Raw genomic sequence first — 20136 nt, forward strand, 5'->3', positions numbered from 1 at the left:
AAGACAACGAGGTCACACCGACATGGAAAAATCGCGAAAAGACCGCGAAGAACTCTTGAATAACTTCTACGCGCACGTTCTGCAAAAGTTCGACGCATGGAAAGCGACACGAAGAGGCGAAGATCAAGGTTATCGCATTGAAGGACTCCATGTCGTTGCGGGAGATCTCGAAGAACCGGTCTACATCAGAGACCTTCTCGACGTTGGCAGCTGCGAATTTTCGAGTTGCGCAATGTCCGGTGAAAAACGATTGGAGATCATTTCGGAGTTGGATCTGGAATCGCTAACCGCCACTCTGGAGGAATGCTTTTTGATGAAGGGATATGATCCTGATCGTGCGGAGTTCAATACAATGCTCGCGATCCTGTCTCTGCTCGGGAAAAGCTCGCAATCAATCTGAATCGGTGGGTTGGATCGTCGGTCTTGAGAAAAACACTTCGCATCCAACTCCGGTTAGTCCGCTTCGAAGTTGAAGTTGACAAAGGTAAAGCCGGATTCCGATCGCTTTAGCGTCATGCTGGTGTCTGCCGCCAGATTCCGAAATGCCTTCACTTGCATTTCAAGATCATGATCCGTCACGTCTGTGATGTCCTCGTTTGCGAAAATGATACTCTCTGCGGTGATGCCATCCCAGATCCACTTTTGATGCAAGACATCATACGTGCCGAGCGTCGTCAGTTCCTGGAAAAGGACTCTTGTATCGGCTTCTACTGGGACCTCATTGAATTTGCTCATCCTTTCCTCCAGTTGTGGCGGTCAATACGTGACAATCGAAATCCTGTTCGGACACTGCGGAGTGTCAAGCTCCGGAGCCGCCCGGCGCGGGTCATCCTCAACGACCTTGTGCTCTTTCATCATGCTGCTCCTTGCGTTGCGGTTTGGCGGCGATCCACGTCGACCCAGCAGAAATGCTCGTCGACCAGGTCATGCTCTCCGTCCCAGCGGTAGGCACAGAGCTTCCCGCCCGCGGCGACACTGTAATCCAGACAAGCGACGCGTGAGGATAGCGGGCGCGGAGTGCCGCGCATCCAGTAATGGCCGACGAACACCGGCTTCTCCCCGTCGTAGCCGGGCAGGATATCCTCGGGGGCGGGCTCATGCGGGATCTGCGGGATGACATCGGTCGGTGCGATCGCGAGATCCCGATAGGTGATCGGGTGGTCTTTCCACCAGCGGGTGCGGACATGCCTGCGGACCTTGCCATCCTTGTCCTTGAACTCGACGCCATCGGGAAGCACGATCTCCAAGCCTTTCAGTACCGTCTCCAGTGCGTCGTAGGCGGGGTCACCTTTTCGGGTGAGTGCGGCCCAAGCTGCCTCGTCGCGGATCCGATGTAGCTCGTCCAGGTGCCCGGTCAAGTCGGCGAAGGCGTCTGCATGCCAGCAGGCATGAACGACGCGCAGACCCGGCAGATCCAGCCAGAGCGGCAGGCCGCGAAACCAGTCGATCCACTTCTCGTGGTCCCCACTGTCCTCTACGACCTGATCGAGAAATTTGGCGTGCTGTTTGCGATTGTCCTCGGTGTGCGGTCTCAAATACGCATCCGAGCCCGTTGCCACCGGCGTGGCCCAAGCCACGGCGTTGAACTCGTGATTGCCCATGACCGTCAGCGCCTGGTCGGCGTCAACCATCGCGCGAACCATCTCCAGCACCTCGACCTGCGCCGGTCCGCGATCGATGAAGTCGCCGAGGAAGATCACCCGGCGTGTCGCATGTCGCCAGACCCCGGCGTGTTCCCGGTAGTCCATCTTCGCAAGTAGTCCCTTGAGCTCATTCGCACAGCCGTGGATGTCGCCGATCAGATCGTACATGTTCGCTCCTCTGTTGACGTTACAGGGTCGACCCGCCGAGGCGGGCGTTGCGCGCTCCGAGGCAGGGGTCGCTCCGATCACCCGCTCGGTTCAGGCGCGCACGCGATCTCGGTCGCCTCGTCCCCGTTGGTCCACCAACAGCGCCGCTCCGGAAACAGCACCGCCAGCAATCCGCCCCCGTGATCCGATGTGGCCGACACACAGACGCGCCGCGGTGCGGAGAAGATCGCCTGTCCGGGCAGATGGGTGTGGCTGCTCACGACGACGCGCTCCCAGTCCGGATCGTGCCGCGTCGCCCTGGCCTTGTCGCGCAGGGCGTCGGGCATGAAGGACGGCTCAATGGGCAGTGTTTTGCGCTCTAGCGCCGCGCGCTGCGGGGCGATCGGGCCGAGATCCAAACCCGCGTGGACGCAGAAGACCTCGCCGTTGTCGAAGAACCAAGGCAGATCGGACAAAAAACGCCGATGGTGCGCGTGGAATGCCGCGGCGAAGCTCGCGAGATCGTGCGCACCATAGGCCTCGGGCGTGCCGAGACCTGGATTCCAATAGCGTCCGCTCCAGCGTGAGTACCAGGCCCTGTCCGGCACGTCTCCCGGCCAACCCAGCGCCCGCAGCAGCGCCAGATCATGGTTGCCGAGGATCGGAAAGAAGCGCCCCGGACGCTCGGCCTGCAGCGCGATCAGGCGATCCAGGAGCGCGGGGATCTGCGGGCCGTTGTCGACATAGTCGCCGAGGGTGACGATGCGTGCAGCCGGTACCTCACGGTCGATCCGTTCCAGCAGACGCTCGAAGAGATCCAGATGGCCGTGCAGATCGCCGATCGCCACCAGCGGTGCATGCGTGGCCGTCATGCTGCAAGTCCGAGTAGGCGATCCGCGAGCCCGGCAATCTCCTCGCGCTGCGGCAGGGTGTCGAGCCATTCCGTCGGGATCGCGGCCGTGCCCAGCGCCGCGCCCAGCAGGGCGCCGGCAAGGCAGGCGACCGAATCGGAATCACCGCGGATCCGCGCGGCCTTCTCGACCGCTAAGCCCAGATCTTCCGGCCAGCGCAGCGCCGCCGCGACCGCGAGGCCCAACGCACTACCGGAGCGCCAGCCGCCGTCGCCCGGCGGGATGGCCTCCTCGTCGAGCCAGTCCTCGCCGCGCTGCGCCCACCCGATGGCCGCACGCAGGCTTGACGCGACCTCGCCGCCTTGGTGCCAAGGCCCGTCGAGCCCTCGGATCGCCTCCTCCACCAACGTCGTGTCCCAGCATCCCGTCTCCAGGATCGCCCGCACCAGCCAGGCCCCGGCGATGGCCGCCTCGACCGCGTTCGGATGGGCATGGGTGAGCAGCGCCGAGATGCGCGCGGACTCGATCAGATCCTCGCCCCGATAGGCCAGCGCCAAGGGCACGATCCGCATCACTGCGCCGCAGCCGTCGGACTCGCGCACCCCGCTGATGGTCCAGTCGCGCTCGCGCTCGAAACGCGCAGCGCCGGCCTTGCAGGTGTTGCCCGGTGCGGTCGACGGGGTCAGCGGATCATGGTACCAGCGCACGAAGGCCTCGCCGACCAGCGTGCCGAATCGGTCGGGCTCGAGCGGCCCCGGTCCATGCTCCAGGATCGCCTCGCCCAGATAGAGCGACATGTGGGTGTCGTCGGTCCAATGGCCCAAGTGGACCGGCCGGGTGCGCACGCTCGCGTCCTTTACGAACTCAAGCGGGGCGCCGAAACGGTCGCCGCAGGCATGGGCGAGCAGGGCCGCGTTGGCGCGGTCGGCAAAAGTCGGGGTGTCGGCGGTTTCGGTCATCGGCTTCTTCTCCATCGGGTAAGGGGCGGTCCTGTCCGAGCACGAAGTCGGATGTTCATCGTCTTGGATCGGTAGTGAACAATCCTTCTGTCCACATTCCGGTATCGTCAAAGGATACCGCGGTTATACGACAGCCGTCGTCGTATAGGCCTGCGGAGTCTGTGTCGGAGGTGCAGGCTCGGGCCGGCCGAGCGGGTTCCTCGGCCCCCTCTACAGGATTCCTGCTGCTACGCTGGACATAGAGCAAATCGCCGACTGGATGGATGCGACTGGATTGAAGCCAAACGGAAGCGGCGCGAGAAACGGGCATCCATTTCGCCAATCTTCCTCCGTTGCTGTCCATGGACGACCCACTAATTGTTACGAGCCTTGCCGGATGGCTCCGAACCCGTATCTCGAGAACGTCCGACCAGGCTCGTCGGGCTGTTTTCCCCGCGAGACGTGACCTTCGAGACCGTCTCCCGCACCTACAGGAGGAGCTGCTGGTCGATGAGCTGATCATCTCTTTCACGCACAGCCAGAAGATCTACTGGATGCTTCCGGGCGCGGAGCCGACGTGCAAGCGGGTCGAGGCGGTGTTCGTCGTGATCGTCGGTATCGAAGCTGGCAAGGTGGGTTACGAGCACATTCACTGGGATCAGGCTAGCGTCCTGGTGCAGATCGGCCTGCTCGATCCGGCGAACCTGCCGGTGGTCGGCGCCAGGGCGGCGTCGAAGTTGAGAAATCCCGCGTTGCCGGATCCCTTTTTCGGTGAGGGCTGACGGCGGGATTCTGGCGAACACGATCGCGGAGGATGTGGAGGTTGACGATGACACAACTGATCTTGGGGCCCTTCCGGGTCGAAGACCAGACCCATCAGGGCGTTGAACCGCTCGCGCGTCTCCTCACGCGCCTTCTGTGTGAAACGAGCCAGTCGTGTTGTCATGGTCACAGTCCACTCTGCGTCGGGCCATGTCTCCCCGACTCGTTCTCCCAGACCGCCACCCCTTTGCTCCCCGCGCATTACCGCAGATCCGTGCTCCTATGGGTGGCTCCGACTTCCGACAGCCTCCGCCCGCTTCCTCGCTTTCGACGCTTGTTCGCGGATGCGCCGATCCTTCGGCGCCGACTGTCGGATCTCCCTGGTTAACGCGCTATCTCAATGTGAGGCTCGACTCCGGGGGGACGCTGCGTACTCGGCATGGCGCATACGGCGCTGTTGCCTGCTGGCCCATTTAAACCATCGGCCGCTCCCAACGTCGGTCTTTTCGGAGCTCAACACCTTCAAGGTCAGCTTCACCTGTTACCCTTGCACCTCGCCTCCTCTCCTGACGACGCATCAACCAGTCCGTTACCGGACTGACTGCACGTCTCGATTCCAGGCCCATGGCTAACGGTTACCCGGGTAGGCTTCGCACCAAGAAAACGCGGCCTTGCCAGGCCGCAACAAATGGTGACCCCGAAGCTTTACCCCGAAGTTCCGCTATTTTTCCCTACGCACCTAAAAAATCCGAAATAAATTTGACATCGCCGTCATCGAGATTAAATACTTCTGAATAGCCATCGAGCATACTGCTTGTCACGCCAAGATCTCTTTTATCTGACAACAAATCGATTATTTCTTGTTCTAAGATGAAGCAGTCCATTAGAGTTCCTCTAACGACCTTTATTGTGGCAAACTCATAAGCTTCCTGCTTCAGCCGATCAGCCACTGTTTGTGTTGTGATTCCTATCTTGAAGCGCTCTTTGCCATTGATGACAATTCGTACAAAGTACAGCCACGCAGATTGATGTGCCAGATGTTCGTCTCTTTCCAGAATGGTTAGGTTGTAGCGGCCTGAGTTTCTAATTCTATCTCCGGCATCTATTGCTTCTTTCAGAGATAAGCCAGATTTAATGCGTGATCTAAGAGCTCCAATCGGAATGTTTTTTTTATTCGCTAGGTCGGTTAAAGAGCAAAAAATCTCTCCCTCAAAATCTATCGATTTCAAGGTTTCTCTCTGCTCAATGCCTAAAGCTTGCTCGACTGTTACATCACCAGCTAGTCGCGCTAATAGCACGGCAGGCGTCAAACCATATGCTTCAGCTAAAGCTGCCTTACTCGGGTACTCGACACCCTCTACTGTAATGGGTTTACTTTTACCGTCTAGCTTAACAGCGTTTTCGGGAGTGTAGCCATAATCAACGATTCTTTGCCTTACTGTATACTGAGGCAAGCCATACTTATCAGCTAATGCTTTGTAGCTCCTGAATATTTCTCCATCTACTTCGAGTCGTATTGCCGCTCGCTTAGTTCTTTGGACTTCGCATTGTTTGAGATGAGAGCCATTGGAGATTTCTTCTAAGCCCAAGGCTTGGCGAATTGTAGCGCCACGTTGCAAACGATCTCTAATCGTTGGTTCAGGAACGCTGAAAAACTCAGCTAACTCCTTAATGGTTCTGTAAGTTCCATCGGCATCATATTTCTTTCCGCGAGTAACTCGACCGTCTTCTACAGCAATAATTCCAAGAGCTTGTTCGATTGTATGACCGTTTCTTATTCTATTACGATAAGTTACATATTTTACACCTAATCTCCTACAAGCTTCGGCGGCGCTTCTGTATTCAACTCCACCCGCAACGAATCGATGCTGATTATCTTCTTTCGGAGCCGTATATGCCCGTCTTTTTTTTAGGGGAACAAGTTCGTCCCCTCGGCATCCTCGTGAATATCGTTTGTAAATCGTGTTAAAAGGCATGTCATACTCTTGCGCTATACTGCAAAGGTTTTCGTATGCTTTCCCTTCAACAAAATGCTCACCCAATCTAGTGGTAAGTGTTTTCTTTTTGGGATGCAAAAGAGCCTGCTCCAAAGACCAGCCTTCCTTTAGTCGTTGTCTGACTGTTGCAATGCAAACAGTAACTTCTTCTTTGTTGTCCTCGTAGCATGAAGACAACGTCGTATAGCCTTTCCCTTGAAAACTATATTTCATCTCAATCGTGGGCCGCAATACGGGAATTCACTATTATTTTTCAGCATGATAAAAGATTTATCTTATATTCTTATCGGGATTTCGACGCGACTGCGTTCGTTAAAAGGCGCGAGCATCTTCTCTTCCTCAAGTCCGATGAGTTAGCCGTGAAACGGATTGTCAAATTATATTCCTGCGTCCATGACGGGTAGAGTCAAACTTTGTAATCACGCATCAAGTGGCTGCAAGTCGCGAATATGTGTTTTGGTATACCGGAGCCGGTTTACCTAACTCTTGGAATTGCCCATATCTTGGCGGGGTTAGAGTTGGCCTGGGTTGGGCAAGCGAGCGTAGTAGGGCCAAGTCCTGCAATCACGCGATGCGTGATTGCAGGATGCGACTCGTTTGCTTCCTGGCTTGTTCAATCCACGGACCGAATCCTGCCCCGATCCGATGTGACTGTCAATATAGCGCCACTAGCGAACTCAGACTCGAAGCGTTCGAGCACAGTCGCGCATTATTGCGCCTGCTGGCGACCAGGGATGTTGGCCAGCAGGGAGATGCGGCGACTCGGTTTACCGTAGAGAATGGCCAACTAGCAAAAGTCCTTCTCAAGAGTGATCGGGGCGCAGCCTTCGTCATAAGCCTTGCGCATGATCTTTTCGTCGCCTGGGTCGGGATCGGTTTCGCTCATCCAGCGCACATCGTGCCCGGCTGCGGTCAAGACCGCGGTCGCCCCGCCCCAGACGGAAGTATCCAACAAGAGCTTCATGCTGCTGCGTTGATGATCAGTGGCTCCACCCGCTCATGCTCAACCAACCGATGCGCATAAGCCAAACAGGCGAGGATGTCCTCCTGCTCCAACCAGGGATAGCCCTCTAAAACGGTCTCGAAATCGTCACCGGCCGCAAGCATTCCCAGGACATGCTCTACTGCCAGTCGATGCCCGCGGATGATCGGTTTACCGCCGAAGATGGCCGGATTGACCGTGATGCGTTCCAACAGTTGTTTTTCGTTCATCGTAAGGCACTCTTATCGATTGATCGCCAATGACCGGTTCCGGGTGCAGGCTGTCTTATCGCCGTCATTCTCCGGTTGTTGGTTCGGTTTCCGAGACATCATGCGTGAATCCGACCGTCGTCGCACGTGGCGCAGAGCGCCAGGGGCATGCGTGGCACCGCAGAGCGGGTGTCCCTGGCTCTTTTAGGTTTGGGTCGCGTGTCTAATGGTCGAGGCTCTTGTCACGTCCATCCCATCACCTGTCGGGTTCGACATTCGGTCGAGGGCATCTCCTCCACGCCGACATGCTCCCCCTTGATCCTGACGAAGGGCTCCCGCGCCCACGGAGTCAGACCACGCCGTGCCGAGCCTCCCCCTTCAACCGACACTCCGCAGCCAACCGGCGGAGGAACTGCTCCGGCGCGAGCGTCTCGGCCAGGAGTGTACGCTGCCGCGCCACGGTCACGAAGTCGCCGGGCGTGAGCGTTTCCAGTGCCCCAAGGTGCCGCGCGAGGTCGGCCGGAACCGAGAGGGTCGCATCCCCGAGCGCCTCGCGCGCGAACAGCGCAAGCCGCTGTTCCGGAGCGAGCGCCCGAAAGTGCAGCTTGAAGTCGAACCGTCGCAGCGCCGCGGGATCGATCCCGGACATGAGGTTGGTCGCCGCGACGAAGATGCCGGGGTAGTGCTCCATCTGCTGGAGCAGCTCGTTGACTTGGGTGCGCTCCCAGCTGTGGCGGGCGTCCCGTCGGTCGCCGAGGAAGCTGTCGACCTCGTCGAGCAGCAGCAGGCTGTGGGCGGGGTCGCTGTCGCGAAAGAGCCGTGCGAGGTTCTGCTCGGTCTCGCCGACGTAGGGGGAGATGAGATCGGAGGCGCGGCGGGCGATCAGCTCGCGATCGAGCGCCTCGGCGAGGATCTCGGCGAAGGCGGTCTTGCCGGTGCCGGGCGGGCCGTAGAAGCACAGGCTGGCGTGGCCGGTGCGATCCAGCGCCTGGACGATGGCGCTCGGGGCGATCCCGCCGGCGAGGTTGAGGAAGGCGACGTCGAAGGCGATGCCGGGGCGTCGCCGCGGCGGAGCCGGAGAGCCGTGCAGGAGGCTGCGCATCGCGGCGAGACCATGGCGCACGGTCGGCTCGGGGGCGGTCTCCGGGCGCAGCTCGAGCAGGCGCCGGGCCGCGCCCAACTGTGCGGGGGCCAGCGCGGCATCGTCCGCCAGCGCGTCGAGCAGGGCCGGCGGCAGGCCGCAATCGCCGAGGTGGGACTCGGCGATGCGTCGGCGCACCGAGCGCGGCGGGGTGGTGCAGGCGAGCGGCAGCAGGAAGCGGCGCAGGAAGGCCGGATCCATCCCCTCGGTGCTGTTGGTGATCCAGAGCGCGGGGACCGGGTTGTCCTCCAGGGTGCGGTTCATCCAGCCCTTCTGGTGTCCCGGACCGGCGCGACCGCGCAGCAGCGCGAAGAGGTCGTCGCCGGTGTCGAAGACGTCCTCGACCTCGTCGAAGATCAGCAGGGCATCGCGACGGCGTGCGAGCAGGCGTTGGGCGAGCAGATAGGCCGAGAGGCGCCCGGTGCGCGAGAGCCCGTCGCCGTCCTCGTCGGCGCTGCGCACCTGGTAGGCGCGCAGCCCGCAGGCGTCGGCCAGGGTGCGGGCGAGCTCGGTTTTGCCGGTGCCGGGTGCGCCGTGCAGCAGGGCGTTGACGCCGATCGCGCCGGTCTTTGCGGCGCGGCCGAGGATCGCTTGCAGGTGCGCCACCGCGTCGGCGAGATGGGGAAAGGCCGCCAGCGGCCAGGCGGCGGAGGGTGCCGGCTCGATCAGGATGGCGAGCAGTGCCTCGGCATCCGTCGGCTCGGCATCAATGAGCTCGCGCAGCAGGCTGGTCGGGCGGACGAAGTCTTCCAGGTCGCAGGGGGCGCCCGTGTAGTCGAGCAGACCGAGTCGACGCAGCGGGGCTTGGCGGGTCAGGGCCTCGCGCAGGGTGCGCTCGGGGATCGCGAGGGCCGCGCTGAGGCGGACCAGGTTGAGTCGCGCGGTGGCCTGCTCGTAGCGGCGAAGTAGGGTCCGCAAAGGCTCGTGGGCGTCGTACGCGTCGAGATAGGCGAGGATCTTCAGGTCGGTCGGATCCAGTCCGAGACTCTCGCCGAGGATCGCAAGCACGGGCGGCGTCGGCTCCGCCGCGTCGGCCGCCGCCAGGCGGGTCAAGACGGAGCGCGGCATGCGTTGGAGCAGCCGACGCAGACGCCCGCGCAGGCCGGCGTCGTCCTCCGGTTGCAGGGCTTCCTCGTCGGCGTCCGCCCAGGCGTCGTCCGGGTCGCGACCGACGGCGTTGGCCAGGAAGGCCGCGACCTGCTCGGGCTCGAACAGCGGCAGACACAGGGTCCAGAGCGCGCCGAGCGTGGATCGGTCCTCGAGCTTGGGATACGCGCGAACCAGTCGCAGGGCATAGCACGCGGCCCGCCGCGCCGAGGCCGGCACGGCGGCGAAGTCCTTGCGCCAGAGTGTGCGGGGTTGGGGCATGCTCAGACCTCCCGCGTCCAGGGTTGCAGACGGCGGCCGTCGAAGTGCCAGGTCAGCAGCTCGCCGCGTGCCGGACCGCTGTCGATGAAGAGGCCCAGGACCAGGTCGAGCGGCTCGTTGAAATAGGTGCTCCCGGACTCGCGCTCGCCGTCGACGACGGGCGGATCCAGCACCTCCATGACCACGGCGGGCTGACCGTAGCGCGGGATGCGGCGGTTCTTAAGCCCCGGTTTCCAGGTCACCAGATCGCCGACCGCAAAGGTGTGACGCTCCTGGAAGGATCGGCAGCGGGCGGCGAGTGCCGCGCCGATGTCGCCGCTCAAATCGTCGAGCGGCTCGTTGTCGAGCAGATCCTGCGGATGCTCCTCGCTCAGACCGATGCGGGCAAGCAGCTCGCGCGAGGAGAGTGAACGGTCGTGTCGGGACATGCTGGAGACCTCGTCGGTGGGGCGGATTCGGCGACAAGATCCATTTGACCATGGGCATGCGTCACACCCTGTCGTACACTCGCGGAATGAGCGCCATCCACACCACCCGTATCGCACGTCTCAAGCGACTGGAGCAGTTGCTGCCGCGGGACGTGTCCTCCGTCGAAGCTTGTCCGGACGGCGCGCGTCTGCTCACCATCCTCGGCGATGCCTTCGGCGCGCAGAACGACAAGGCGCGGCGGCGCGCACTGCAGCGCGATCTGGACGAGCTGGTGAAGGAGGGGCGGATCGAGGCGGTCAATCCGGGCGGCAAGCCGCTGCGCTATCGGCGCCTGACGGATGACCTGAACGACGACCCGCCGGTGCTGCACTACGCGCTGGGGCAGATCCGCGACCTGATCGCCGAATATGTGCCCATGCGCCAGCTCGATCGGTTCTGGCAGCGCGTGCTCACCGAGGTCGAAGGTCCGGTGCTGGATCGCACCCGGTTGCGGATCGTGCCCGATACGCTGCGACTGCAACCCGTGGAGCTGCATCCCAAGGTGTTGAGCGCGGTCATCGAGGCCCTGGCGCAAGGCCATGCGCTGGATGTCACCTATCGCAACGCCGAAGACCTGTGCGCGCCGGCGCGCATCCATCCGCAGGCGCTCCTTCAGCGCGGCCCGATCCCCTATCTCTTCGCGCTGAAGAACGACGAGGACGCGCCCGTGCGACTCTATGCACTGCACCGGATGGTGCGGGCGGAGGCCGCGAGCGACACGCCCGCGCGGGCCGCCGCGGGGTTCGACCTGGATCAGGCCATCGCGCGCGGTCAGGCGGATTTCGGTCAGGGTGAGCTGATCGATCTGGAGCTGCGGGTCCGCGGGTATCTGGCCACGGTGTTGGCGGCCTGTCCGCTCGCACCCGGCCAGTGGTTCGAGGACGAGCCCGAGGGTTCCGCGTTCGATCTGCGGGTGTCGGCGCGGGTCCCCTCCACGGGTCAGCTGCTGCGCTGGCTGCTCGGGGCGGGGGACAATCTGGAGGTGGTCTCCCCGCCGGACTTGCGCCATGTGGTGGCGGTGCAGGCGGGGAAGATGGCGGCGATCTATGGCGAGCGGTCGGGAGCGGACGACGCGGTTTGAGGGGTCGGCCGTCGGAGGTCGGCGCCTTGTTCCGGTCTCAGTGGCGCGGTGCGTCTTCCACCCCGAGACTTGCGAGGATCAGGTCGAGACGCCGCCGCGCAGGCGCAACATCGACCCCTGCGCGGCACGCTCTTCGAGCAGGCGGATGGCCTGATCCGCGAGCGCGGCGCATTGCGCGGGGTCGAGGATCCGAAGCACGGCGGCGACTTCGTCGAGCGTCGCCGAGAGGACGGTCGGAGCAAGTTGGTCCGGGCCGATCGGCGACTCGGGGTGGAGCAGATCGGCACCCGCTGCGCGCTTGATGAGCTGGCGCCCATTGGCGACGTCCGGTCGTACAGTTCCGATCAATCTTCTGTCTGCTTGCGCCCGACGATCTGAGCGACATGACCGCGACCGTTATGATAGCGACCTTCGAATACCTCGCGCTCCCGCTCGCCCGCGACCTCCAATACCAGGCCGTCAAGCTCATACCCCGTGAACAGTCCCGAACCCACCGTGTGGATGCTGATGCCGTCGGCGCGGACGATCAGCGCGTGCGCGGTGGCCGCGACGCGGCCCTCGAGCGAGCACCGGTCACGGCTGCCAAGAGCAGGATCAGAAGAATCAATCCTCCTGTCGATAGCACCGGCACCGCGGTCGGCTCCTGCGCGCGCAGGACGAGACGTAGAGTCGAATCCTTCTGGATGTTGTAGTCGGCGAGGGTACGGCCATCCTCCAGCTCTTTGTCGCCAAAAAACAGGCGCTGCAGATCCGGCGGTATCCCCTCCTTGTCCTGAATCTTCTGTTTGACGTTCTCGATCGAGTCGGACGGTTCCACCTCCAAGGTGATGTGCTTATCGGTGGGTGTCTTGACGAAGATCTGCATTCCGAAGCTCACCCCGGGGGCCAAAGCGAGCAGCAGGCACAAAAGGACAAAACCGGGCTTTTTCATGGGCGGCGTAGCGACAGAAGTGGAGGATCAGAGCGGACGGCGAAGAGCGGCGAGTTCCGGTGCATGGTAACGATTACACGACATGACGGAAACCTCTCGGTGTCGGTGTCGCTCGGGCAGACGACCTCTCAGCCGGGATCAGGTTTCGGATCGAGACAAACCTCGGCGACAACACCGATGAGAATCCCGGTCGTGCCCGTCCGGTTCGCGGCGCCTCGCGCCTTCGACCGGCAGTAAAAGCCAACTTCGAGATTGATGTGGCCGAGAGAAATTAGTGCTGATCCTACCTATACTTCTTAGTGGTCAGTTCTCGTGCGAGATCCCAACGAGGCGCACTTACGGGAACAAGCGGGAGGCACGGTATGTTTGATTCTAGGCTCTCGCGTCAGCTGGGCTTCGCGGCTCTTCTCTGGTTTCCAATGCCCTGTTCTTTGGCCGATGGCGGTCATCTTGAGGCGAGATTATGCGCTCAGGCTGACCTCATTCGCGGCGACTGCCGGGCGGTCGATCAGCTGGTCGCGGGGGCACCCGGTTTCGCTCTGGAGGTAACCTCAGCCCTTGCTAGCCGAACCTTGGTCCACCTCGTGTGGGAGCAACAACCGCGGTCGCCGGCTGATGAAGCGGAGGCTCTCGCAGAGGATGTGGTTGTGCTTGCGGCCGGACAGACCCGGCTCGTGCCGTTTCGTGCGCCTGATCCAGGGATTGCCCCCGGCTCCTACCGGTTGGTGTTGTCGGTCGCGGGCCAGGCACAGCGCAAGCTGGAGTTCGATGCGGTGCCTTCCGTTGCGGCACCGTCTGCAACACCGGCGGTCCAGGAGGCCGTGCCGAGCACCAGCGGGCGGACGGTGACTCAGGCGCTGCAGGAAGTCTTTGCAACCCAGGAGGGTCCCGAGGCGGCCATGGCGGGGGTCGCGGTGATCGGGGATTTTTTCGATCAGGAACTTGGGCCGAGCGAGATTCCCGCGCCTGATTCAGCTGCGGCTCAGGAGCCATCTTCGAGTCAGGTTGAGCCTGCGCCGCTGCTTCCTCCAACGCCAACCGTTGCCCCGTCGACCGGTACCACTACTGCACCCGAGGAGTTGGTTGTCGAAGGCTCCGGGATTTCACTCGACGGCCAACGACGAGAGAGCAGCGATGCCCCAGGTGTAGATGCCCCAGGTGTCACGGTGTCCCTGGGCCGGGGAAGTCTTCAGCTGGTCACGGCCCGCGAACTCGACCAGCACAAAGCCCCCATCGTCACGCCCGAGGTCTTTTCCGCGGCGGATCCGGCCGTCCATCTGGCACTGCGCGCGGAAGGCGCCGAGATCCCGGATTTGGTGCGCGTGAGCTGGCACGCGCTCGATGTCGAGGGGATGTCGGAAGGCACACAACTTCTCGATACCCAGATCGTGCTGCGCTCGGGTGCTTGGCGTAGCACGGCACTCCTGCCCGGGGATGGGGGATTCTGGCCCGGCCGCTATCAGGCTCGGGTGCGTCTCGAAAACGGCGAGCCGCTGACGGCGATCGAGTTCGAGATCGGTTTCGATGGCGACGTCGCAGAGCTGTTGGACGCGGATGCGTTGCCTTCCGGGATCAACCTGGCTCACGCGGCGCTTGGCGGGCGTGTTCTCTCCGCGACCTCGCAGGCGCACGACTCGATTTGGCACGCCGAGGCCCTGATCGATGGTTTCGGCTATGGGGGTGAGGCCTGCAAACCGTCCTGTGGTTGGGCTTCGGAGGACCGACGTCTCCCGCAGGAGTTGGTCTTTGCGTTGCGCGAGCAGCGGATGGCGCGGTTGAAGGGCGTCATTTTGGATACGCAGTCCTGCTTGGGTGATTTCGGTTGCCTTCAGGCGCTGCCGCGGATGGTCGAGATCTGGATCTCGCGGAGTTCTCCCGACGCAGGCTTCGAGCTCGCCGCGCAGCGGCTTGTCAGGCCGGTGACGGCAAAGCACTACATCCCTCTTCCCGAGATCGAGGCACGCTTTGTCAAGTTGGTGATTCGATCCAACTACGGCAGCGCCCGCCGCACACAGCTTGCCGAGGTCGAGATCCTGGAGGCGGATGAGGTGGACTCGATCGTCGCCGATCTTCCGATCGATCTGGCGCTGCCGGCCTTGGGCGCAGGCCTTGTTCGTTACAGCTCAGAGCATTATCGCGGTAAGGCGGCGCGCTTGCTGTTGGGTCCTGCCGACGGCGGCGGATGGCGCTCGGCCGATGCCTCATTGCCCCAGGAGTTCACGCTTTCTTTGCGCGGGGATGGCGAAGCCCTGATTGAACGCGTCGAGCTTGACCTGCGCTCCGGCCACGATGCGGCCACCCATCCGCGTGAGATCGCCATCGAGCTGTCCTCAGCGGGCCCTCTCCAGGGGTTCGCCGAGGTCGCGCGCGTCCAGGTGCCGATGGGTGCCGAGCGTGTCGCGATCCCGATCGGCCGCATGGCGCGGTTCGTCAAGTTGCGGCTGCTGGCCAATCACGGTGGCTCTTACACCAGCCTCGGGCCGCTGTCCCTGATCGAGGGGCGGGCCCCCGGCTACCGATCCCTGATTGCGCGACCCCCGGAGCGCGCGACGCCTGAGCGAAGCGCTCATGCGACCGATGCGTCAGCGCAGACGGTGTTCGAGGTGGTGCCCGGGGCGACGGTGCAACAGGCGACGGAGCTGGCGTTGCACGAACGCGTCCAGGCCCGCTTCAGCCCGGAACAGCAGCGCCACGTCTTCGGTCTCACCCTTCCCGGTCAAGGTAGCGGTGTCTTCACGCTCGATCTGGCGGGGCAGCCGTTCCTCCGGACCGGTTTCCGGCTCTTGAGCGCCGACGGTGGTGAGGTCGCGAACTTTGTACCGAGTCAGGAGACCGGCGCCCGCCAGTTGCTCTCGTGGCATCTGGAGGCGGGTCGTTATCTGCTGGAGGCCGAGCCGATCCCCACCGACATCGTGCTGGCCTGGGACATCAGTCGTAGCCTCGTGGCGAGTATGGATGTCTTGCGCGAGGCCGTCATCGGTTTCATCGAACATGTGGGTACCAACGAGGCCCTCGCGCTGATCGCCTTCAACAACGAGTTGCATGTGCTGGTTGGTTCCTTCACGAACGACAAACAGATCTTGCTGAATGCGGTCGCGGGCCAGTTCAAGGCCGATCTTGCTACGCGCCTCTATGACAGCATTGAGCTCGGTATAGGGATGCTGGATGACCGTAGTCGCCCCGGAGTGCTGGTGATCATGACCGACGGGGTGGACATGGGTAGCCGCTTGAGCGCGCCGCAGTTCTGGGATGTGCTGACGACCAACCGCACCAGGATCATCACGCTCGGGCTTGGAGGGGAGCTGCAAGCCTTCGCCCCCGAGGTGGGGGCCAGTGGCGGACAGGTGCTGCGCCATCTGGCCTGGGCGTCAGGTGGTCGTTTTATTCCGATTCCGACGGCGGATGATCTGGTCGCGGTCTACGGTCAGATCGGCGCCGAGCTGATGTCGGGGAACGCCTACACCCTGCTCCCGGGCTGGACCCGGGCGGCGGGCACGCTGCTGGTCGAGATGCCGGCGGACGCGGGCCAACTCGCGGAGTTCGCGACCCCATCCCAGATTTCGTTGGTGCTCGACGCCAGCGGTTCGATGAAGAAGCGCATTGCGGGCAAGACGCGGATGGACACTGCAAAGGAGGTTCTGGCCGACCTGATCGAGACCTTGCCGGCCAATGCGCGGGTGGCACTCCGAGTCTATGGCCATCGCATTCGCGAGGGCCGCCCTGGTGATTGCCGGGACACTGAGCTGATTCATCCCTTCGCCGCGTTGGACAAGCCAGCGTTGATCGGTCGCATCCGCGGCATTGAGGCCCTCGGAACGACGCCCATCGCTTACTCACTCGCTCAAACTCTGGATGACTTTGGCGACATCGCGGGAGAGAAGACCGTCATTCTCGTGACCGATGGCGAGGAGGAATGCGGTGGGGACCTCGTCGCAACGGTCGAACATCTGAAGGCGCAGGGCCTTGATGTCAGTCTTCACATCGTCGGTTTTGCCCTCGATGATCCGGCCGTGAACAGCCTGATGCGTGCAGCCGCCGAAGCGGGGCGTGGCCGATACCTGACTGCGGCAGATCAGGGGGAGCTGAAACAGGCCATCGCCGAGATGCTGGCAGCCGCCTATCAGGTGCAGGACTCGGCCGGCCGAGAGGTCGCGACGGGTGTTGTGGGCCAGCCCTTGGCACTTGCCGCGGGGGTCTATCGGGTCGTCATCGATCGGATCGACGGCGAACGGGTCACGCGCGAGGTCCACATCGACGAGGGGCGCCAGACCCGAGTCCCGATCGGCGCGGACACCTCCCTCCAATTCAGGTATCCATCGGCCACAGAGACCATGGAGAACTGATGCTCTGTACATTTGTTCGGGTCCTAATGGCCATCCAGTCGAGTGCCGGGAAGATGCGAGGTGATTCATGATACCGAAGCAATTGGTGGCGATTGAGAGAAGCCGGACACCGTTGGACGGTCGCCTCGCCTTCGACCTGGTATGGCCCCTGATGACGCTGATCGTCGTCTTCGCGATCGGCTTCGCACCGGTCGCTCGCGGTGAGATATTCGACGAGCCGGATGCGTTTCAGATCGATCTGCGCGAGGATCCGGCTGTTCCGCGTGGGAAGCTAGCAATCGTAGAAGGGGCGGCTACGCGCGATGGGGTTTGGATGAAGGTAGCCGGACTGTCGGTCTCACAAACGGTTCTGGTTGCGCTTGAGACGGCTGAGAAGGACTCCCCGATCATTCTGGAACTGCGAAAGGTCTATTGGGATGAGCCTCTACGACGGGTTTCGACAGAAGCAGATGGAACCCGTGAAGAGCGTTTCCGAGTTCAGGGGGATCTATACCTTCGCTTGGTTTCTTCTCGTGCAGAACAGGAGTTCGTACTGCTGGTGTGGGTCGACGACAAGCAGGAGCCTCCAATGCCGCCGGTTCTGGTTACCGGGAACAGGGGCCAGTAGTGGAAGAGCGGTCATGATAAGCCCGAGGGGAAGAGCAGGTATGGCAATTCCAGTTTTGTACCAAAGGCGATCGATCACTGTCCTGTTCATGACTAGTCTGCTCCTCGTACTGCCTGTAGGAGCAGGCAACGCGGCCTCGGTGACGCAGTTCATGGGAAGCGCTGTGGATATCGGACAGAAACTTGGCGTCAAGGCCCCGAGCGTCGCCGATCAAGTGGGTCTTATCACCAAGCTACCCAAGGGCGTTGACTTGGCGAAAAAAGGGGCCAAAGCGCTTGACCCGTCGGATGATCAGGCGCTGCCCGATTACGATCCGCCGGGCATGCCTCGAATCCCGATTGGCTGTGGCGCGGAAGAACCCGGTGCCGACATGTCGGGATGCCACCACTGCTACCAAAAAGCGCATCAGGACCTACAAGATTTACGTCGCCACTTCGAACGACTGCGACAGGTCTACGTTGAAACAGACGACATGGTCAAGGCCCAGCTTGCGTTCGGTGACGGCATTGCTGGATCGGTCGGCGTCGGCGCCTTGGGTTGGATGGTGGAGAGGGATAAAATCATGCTTTCTTTCAAGCAGTTCAAGGTGGTTTACCACAACAAGTACCAAGAACTCCTTGGCCGCTTGGAAGGCACTCTGCGCGAAATTGCCGCATGTGAGCGTGAGTATTTCGGCGATGAGGATTGGTATAACCGCTATGGGTTCATGTTCCACTCCTTCATGGCACTCCACTATGCGCGCTAGCGTTATAGGTGAGCTGCGGAACTACAGGAAGAAGCGTTTCACGACGGTCCTCCAAGACCTGCATCCGCAATGAATCGAGGGTTCTAAACGGCGTGCTGCGGTGCGCCTCATGGCGCTCGCAGGATCGATGCCTGGCTTTAAGTGCCAGCGGTCATGCGCCTCTTCGTGTCAGTAGCATCGAGGATATGGCGATGAACCCGACCCGCGCCTGGATCGACTGGATTCTGCTCCTACTTCTGCTGAGCTGCTGCGCGCCGTACTACGGGGTCGCGTGTGCGCACGACGCGACTGCCGCAAGCGATGGGATCACTACAGCTCCGCCCGGCAGCCGGGAGCGCCGTGCGATCCTGGATGCGTTGCGGGCTGAGCTGTCTCCTTTCACCGGTCCGGATCTGGTTTTCGTCGTTGATGTGCTGCGGGTGCGTGCGGGCTGGGCTTGGATCGAGGCTGCCCCGCAATCCCGCGATGGTGCAAACCGCTACGAGGATGTGACCGCCCTCCTGCACAAAGAGGACGGCCGCTGGGTGGTCAAGCTTCTCGGGCCCTGTGGCGAGGCACAGGACCAGGAATCCGCCTGTGATGAGGACACCGACCCCGAACGGCTCATGGAGCGTTTTCCGACGCTACCGCCGGACCTGGTGCCGCGCGTGGGCGTGCCCCCCGAGAACGCGGTGCTCGAGGGCATGCGCGGCGCAATGGCGGAGGGCTGCAAACCGCCGCGCCTCATCCGCTCGCCACGGGACTGGAGTGACGTGTTCGCCAAGCTCGACTGGACCCCACCGCGCGTGTCGCCTGCAGGGTGGAGCACGCCCTCGGGTGACCTGCGCATCCAGGGCACGGTCACATTGGAGCGCGGGCAGATCCCGCGCGACCCGACCTGTCTCGAACGCGACGACTGTCGGCCGGACGTCGTCCTGGCGATGCCATCGGCCGACCTCCAGGGCGTGCGCTGCATGCGCACGCTGGAGCTGGACACCGAGACCTTCTGCGATCGGCTGGAGCTGCGCGATACCCTGGTGAGGTGGCATGCCGGTCGCTGGAGCATGCCGCCCTGGACCGATTGGACGATCCCGATGGTGCAATTCCTCCCGGCCTGCGCTACCCCATGCCCACCCGGACACCGGCGCTGCCCGACGGATCGGATCTGTCGGAGCACCGCGGACGAGGAGTATTGTCTGGGTTGCCTGCGGAAGGCCCCGGACGTCTGCGCCTGTCTCGATGCGAACGGCGCGCGGCCGGAGCGCGCCGCGTGCCGTTTTATGGTGTCGCGCGATCGCATGCTGGAGGGCCGATGTCGGCAGGGGCGCTGTGTGCCCGACGAGCCCGAGGAACGATGAGGAGCCCGGCGGAGTGACCCGGGTTCGCGGTGGCCGCGGGCGCCGGACATGGGCCTGCGGCATTCGATGCGGCCGGCGCACGCAGACGACGGTCGCGAAACAGGTGGCGATGCGCCGGGCCCTGCCGCAGCCCGGCGTTACGGCCATGGACTGCGGCGACGGAGGGCCTGCGAATGGATGATCAAGAACGGATCGACATCTGGCGGTCCATCATCGCGGATCCCGCAACCGCGTGGGTGTTGTTCGAGCAGGGGACGTGCGTCCGGCTCGCCCGACCGACGGCCGACCCGGCGGCCGAAGCGAAGGCGCTGCTCCGTGCGAGCGGACCGGTGCTCGCCGGATCGGTCGCCGGTGATTTCAGCGTGTTGGCGCTTGATGGCGGTCGCGGGTGGGTGGTCAGCAGCCACCATCCCGATATCGTCACCTTGGTGTTTCCGCAGGAGATCGACGCGGACGCCCCTGAGGTGGCGGTCGGGTTGCTCGGGCGCTCCAAGCGAGCGCAGGACGCCGCACGGTTGCGCGTGCGGCATGTCGAGGTCCGGCGCGGCACGGCGGAGGCAGGCCCGACGGATGGCTTGGCCGCGGC

The 20136-nt window shown here is 62.7% G+C and carries 19 protein-coding genes; 8 read left to right on the forward strand and 11 right to left on the reverse strand.

The window, feature by feature from the left end; genetic code table 11:
* A partial coding sequence (locus tag THIMADRAFT_RS23470) for a hypothetical protein (RefSeq protein WP_233490339.1) occupies positions 1-400 on the forward strand: 400 nt, incomplete at its 5' end.
* 53 nt (positions 401-453) lie between these two features.
* Here the strand turns inward: THIMADRAFT_RS23470 and THIMADRAFT_RS23475 are convergent.
* From THIMADRAFT_RS23475 to THIMADRAFT_RS23490, 4 genes are all read right to left on the reverse strand, one after another.
* The gene (locus THIMADRAFT_RS23475) at positions 454-735 is read right to left on the reverse strand and encodes a hypothetical protein (protein ID WP_007195636.1); all 282 of its coding nucleotides are present in this window, start codon (positions 733-735) and stop codon (positions 454-456) included.
* Positions 736-854: 119 nt separating this feature from the next.
* Positions 855-1811, reverse strand: a complete 957-nt coding sequence (locus THIMADRAFT_RS23480) for a metallophosphoesterase (RefSeq protein WP_007195637.1) — start codon at positions 1809-1811, stop codon at positions 855-857.
* Between the two features lie 77 nt (positions 1812-1888).
* The gene (locus THIMADRAFT_RS25135; protein WP_007195638.1) at positions 1889-2662 is read right to left on the reverse strand and encodes a metallophosphoesterase; all 774 of its coding nucleotides are present in this window, start codon (positions 2660-2662) and stop codon (positions 1889-1891) included.
* Entirely contained in the window at positions 2659-3600 is a 942-nt protein-coding gene (locus THIMADRAFT_RS23490; RefSeq protein WP_007195639.1) for an ADP-ribosylglycohydrolase family protein, read from the reverse strand. Before THIMADRAFT_RS23490 ends, THIMADRAFT_RS25135 begins: the two co-directional genes overlap by 4 nt.
* Before the next feature lie 533 nt (positions 3601-4133).
* Here THIMADRAFT_RS23490 and THIMADRAFT_RS23495 point away from each other — a divergent pair.
* On the forward strand, positions 4134-4361 hold the full coding sequence (locus THIMADRAFT_RS23495; protein WP_199484290.1) for a hypothetical protein: 228 nt from the start codon (positions 4134-4136) through the stop codon (positions 4359-4361).
* Positions 4362-5072: 711 nt separating this feature from the next.
* On the opposite strand, the gene THIMADRAFT_RS26170 is transcribed toward THIMADRAFT_RS23495, so the two are convergent.
* The 5 genes from THIMADRAFT_RS26170 to THIMADRAFT_RS23520 all read right to left on the reverse strand — a co-directional run bounded on the left by THIMADRAFT_RS26170 (position 5073) and on the right by THIMADRAFT_RS23520 (position 10466).
* The gene (locus tag THIMADRAFT_RS26170) at positions 5073-6551 is read right to left on the reverse strand and encodes a hypothetical protein (protein WP_040734042.1); all 1479 of its coding nucleotides are present in this window, start codon (positions 6549-6551) and stop codon (positions 5073-5075) included.
* A 574-nt stretch (positions 6552-7125) separates the two neighbouring features.
* Positions 7126-7302 (reverse strand): DUF5615 family PIN-like protein, encoded by a 177-nt coding sequence (locus THIMADRAFT_RS27265; protein ID WP_007195643.1) that lies wholly within the window; start codon positions 7300-7302, stop codon positions 7126-7128.
* Entirely contained in the window at positions 7299-7550 is a 252-nt protein-coding gene (locus THIMADRAFT_RS23510; protein WP_007195644.1) for a DUF433 domain-containing protein, read from the reverse strand. The genes THIMADRAFT_RS27265 and THIMADRAFT_RS23510 overlap by 4 nt, the downstream gene beginning before the upstream one ends.
* 328 nt (positions 7551-7878) lie before the next feature.
* Positions 7879-10038 (reverse strand): AAA family ATPase, encoded by a 2160-nt coding sequence (locus tag THIMADRAFT_RS23515; RefSeq protein ID WP_007195645.1) that lies wholly within the window; start codon positions 10036-10038, stop codon positions 7879-7881.
* A gap of 2 nt (positions 10039-10040) precedes the next feature.
* A complete protein-coding gene (locus THIMADRAFT_RS23520) occupies positions 10041-10466 on the reverse strand; it encodes a hypothetical protein (RefSeq protein ID WP_007195646.1) in 426 nt (141 codons plus the stop codon).
* A gap of 50 nt (positions 10467-10516) precedes the next feature.
* Between THIMADRAFT_RS23520 and THIMADRAFT_RS23525 the strand changes: the two genes are divergently transcribed.
* Positions 10517-11587, forward strand: coding sequence for a helix-turn-helix transcriptional regulator (locus THIMADRAFT_RS23525; protein WP_007195647.1), 1071 nt, complete (start codon positions 10517-10519; stop codon positions 11585-11587).
* Positions 11588-11665: 78 nt separating this feature from the next.
* On the opposite strand, the gene THIMADRAFT_RS23530 is transcribed toward THIMADRAFT_RS23525, so the two are convergent.
* Both THIMADRAFT_RS23530 and THIMADRAFT_RS26180 read right to left on the reverse strand, forming a co-directional pair.
* Positions 11666-11935, reverse strand: coding sequence for a hypothetical protein (locus THIMADRAFT_RS23530; protein WP_007195648.1), 270 nt, complete (start codon positions 11933-11935; stop codon positions 11666-11668).
* Between the two features lie 178 nt (positions 11936-12113).
* Complete coding sequence (locus THIMADRAFT_RS26180) at positions 12114-12518, reverse strand: ubiquitin-like protein (protein WP_007195649.1); 405 nt, start codon at positions 12516-12518, stop codon at positions 12114-12116.
* A gap of 647 nt (positions 12519-13165) precedes the next feature.
* Here THIMADRAFT_RS26180 and THIMADRAFT_RS25140 point away from each other — a divergent pair.
* The 5 genes from THIMADRAFT_RS25140 to THIMADRAFT_RS23560 all read left to right on the forward strand — a co-directional run.
* Positions 13166-16861: a VWA domain-containing protein gene (locus THIMADRAFT_RS25140; RefSeq protein WP_158308420.1), complete on the forward strand. Its 3696-nt coding sequence runs from the start codon at positions 13166-13168 to the stop codon at positions 16859-16861.
* Between the two features lie 67 nt (positions 16862-16928).
* Positions 16929-17468, forward strand: a complete 540-nt coding sequence (locus THIMADRAFT_RS23545; protein WP_007195651.1) for a hypothetical protein — start codon at positions 16929-16931, stop codon at positions 17466-17468.
* Between the two features lie 40 nt (positions 17469-17508).
* Complete coding sequence (locus tag THIMADRAFT_RS23550; RefSeq protein ID WP_007195652.1) at positions 17509-18213, forward strand: hypothetical protein; 705 nt, start codon at positions 17509-17511, stop codon at positions 18211-18213.
* Positions 18214-18404: 191 nt separating this feature from the next.
* Complete coding sequence (locus THIMADRAFT_RS25145) at positions 18405-19550, forward strand: hypothetical protein (protein ID WP_007195653.1); 1146 nt, start codon at positions 18405-18407, stop codon at positions 19548-19550.
* Between the two features lie 173 nt (positions 19551-19723).
* On the forward strand, positions 19724-20136 hold a 413-nt coding region (locus THIMADRAFT_RS23560; RefSeq protein ID WP_007195654.1), incomplete at its 3' end, for a hypothetical protein.

It is taken from the genome of Thiocapsa marina 5811 (assembly GCF_000223985.1).
GTDB classification, from domain to species: Bacteria; Pseudomonadota; Gammaproteobacteria; order Chromatiales; family Chromatiaceae; genus Thiocapsa; species Thiocapsa marina.

Excerpts from the sequence above, each read along its gene's own strand:
- THIMADRAFT_RS23475 (WP_007195636.1), bottom strand. The coding sequence starts at position 735 with ATGAGCAAATTCAATGAGGTCCCAGTAGAAGCCGATACAAGAGTCCTT.
- THIMADRAFT_RS23480 (WP_007195637.1), bottom strand. The coding sequence starts at position 1,811 with ATGTACGATCTGATCGGCGACATCCACGGCTGTGCGAATGAGCTCAAG.
- THIMADRAFT_RS25135 (WP_007195638.1), bottom strand. The coding sequence starts at position 2,662 with ATGACGGCCACGCATGCACCGCTGGTGGCGATCGGCGATCTGCACGGC.
- THIMADRAFT_RS23490 (WP_007195639.1), bottom strand. The coding sequence starts at position 3,600 with ATGACCGAAACCGCCGACACCCCGACTTTTGCCGACCGCGCCAACGCG.
- THIMADRAFT_RS23495 (WP_199484290.1), top strand. The coding sequence starts at position 4,134 with ATGCTTCCGGGCGCGGAGCCGACGTGCAAGCGGGTCGAGGCGGTGTTC.
- THIMADRAFT_RS26170 (WP_040734042.1), bottom strand. The coding sequence starts at position 6,551 with ATGAAATATAGTTTTCAAGGGAAAGGCTATACGACGTTGTCTTCATGC.
- THIMADRAFT_RS27265 (WP_007195643.1), bottom strand. The coding sequence starts at position 7,302 with ATGAAGCTCTTGTTGGATACTTCCGTCTGGGGCGGGGCGACCGCGGTC.
- THIMADRAFT_RS23510 (WP_007195644.1), bottom strand. The coding sequence starts at position 7,550 with ATGAACGAAAAACAACTGTTGGAACGCATCACGGTCAATCCGGCCATC.
- THIMADRAFT_RS23515 (WP_007195645.1), bottom strand. The coding sequence starts at position 10,038 with ATGCCCCAACCCCGCACACTCTGGCGCAAGGACTTCGCCGCCGTGCCG.
- THIMADRAFT_RS23520 (WP_007195646.1), bottom strand. The coding sequence starts at position 10,466 with ATGTCCCGACACGACCGTTCACTCTCCTCGCGCGAGCTGCTTGCCCGC.
- THIMADRAFT_RS23525 (WP_007195647.1), top strand. The coding sequence starts at position 10,517 with ATGGGCATGCGTCACACCCTGTCGTACACTCGCGGAATGAGCGCCATC.
- THIMADRAFT_RS26180 (WP_007195649.1), bottom strand. The coding sequence starts at position 12,518 with ATGAAAAAGCCCGGTTTTGTCCTTTTGTGCCTGCTGCTCGCTTTGGCC.
- THIMADRAFT_RS23545 (WP_007195651.1), top strand. The coding sequence starts at position 16,929 with ATGATACCGAAGCAATTGGTGGCGATTGAGAGAAGCCGGACACCGTTG.
- THIMADRAFT_RS23550 (WP_007195652.1), top strand. The coding sequence starts at position 17,509 with ATGGCAATTCCAGTTTTGTACCAAAGGCGATCGATCACTGTCCTGTTC.
- THIMADRAFT_RS25145 (WP_007195653.1), top strand. The coding sequence starts at position 18,405 with ATGAACCCGACCCGCGCCTGGATCGACTGGATTCTGCTCCTACTTCTG.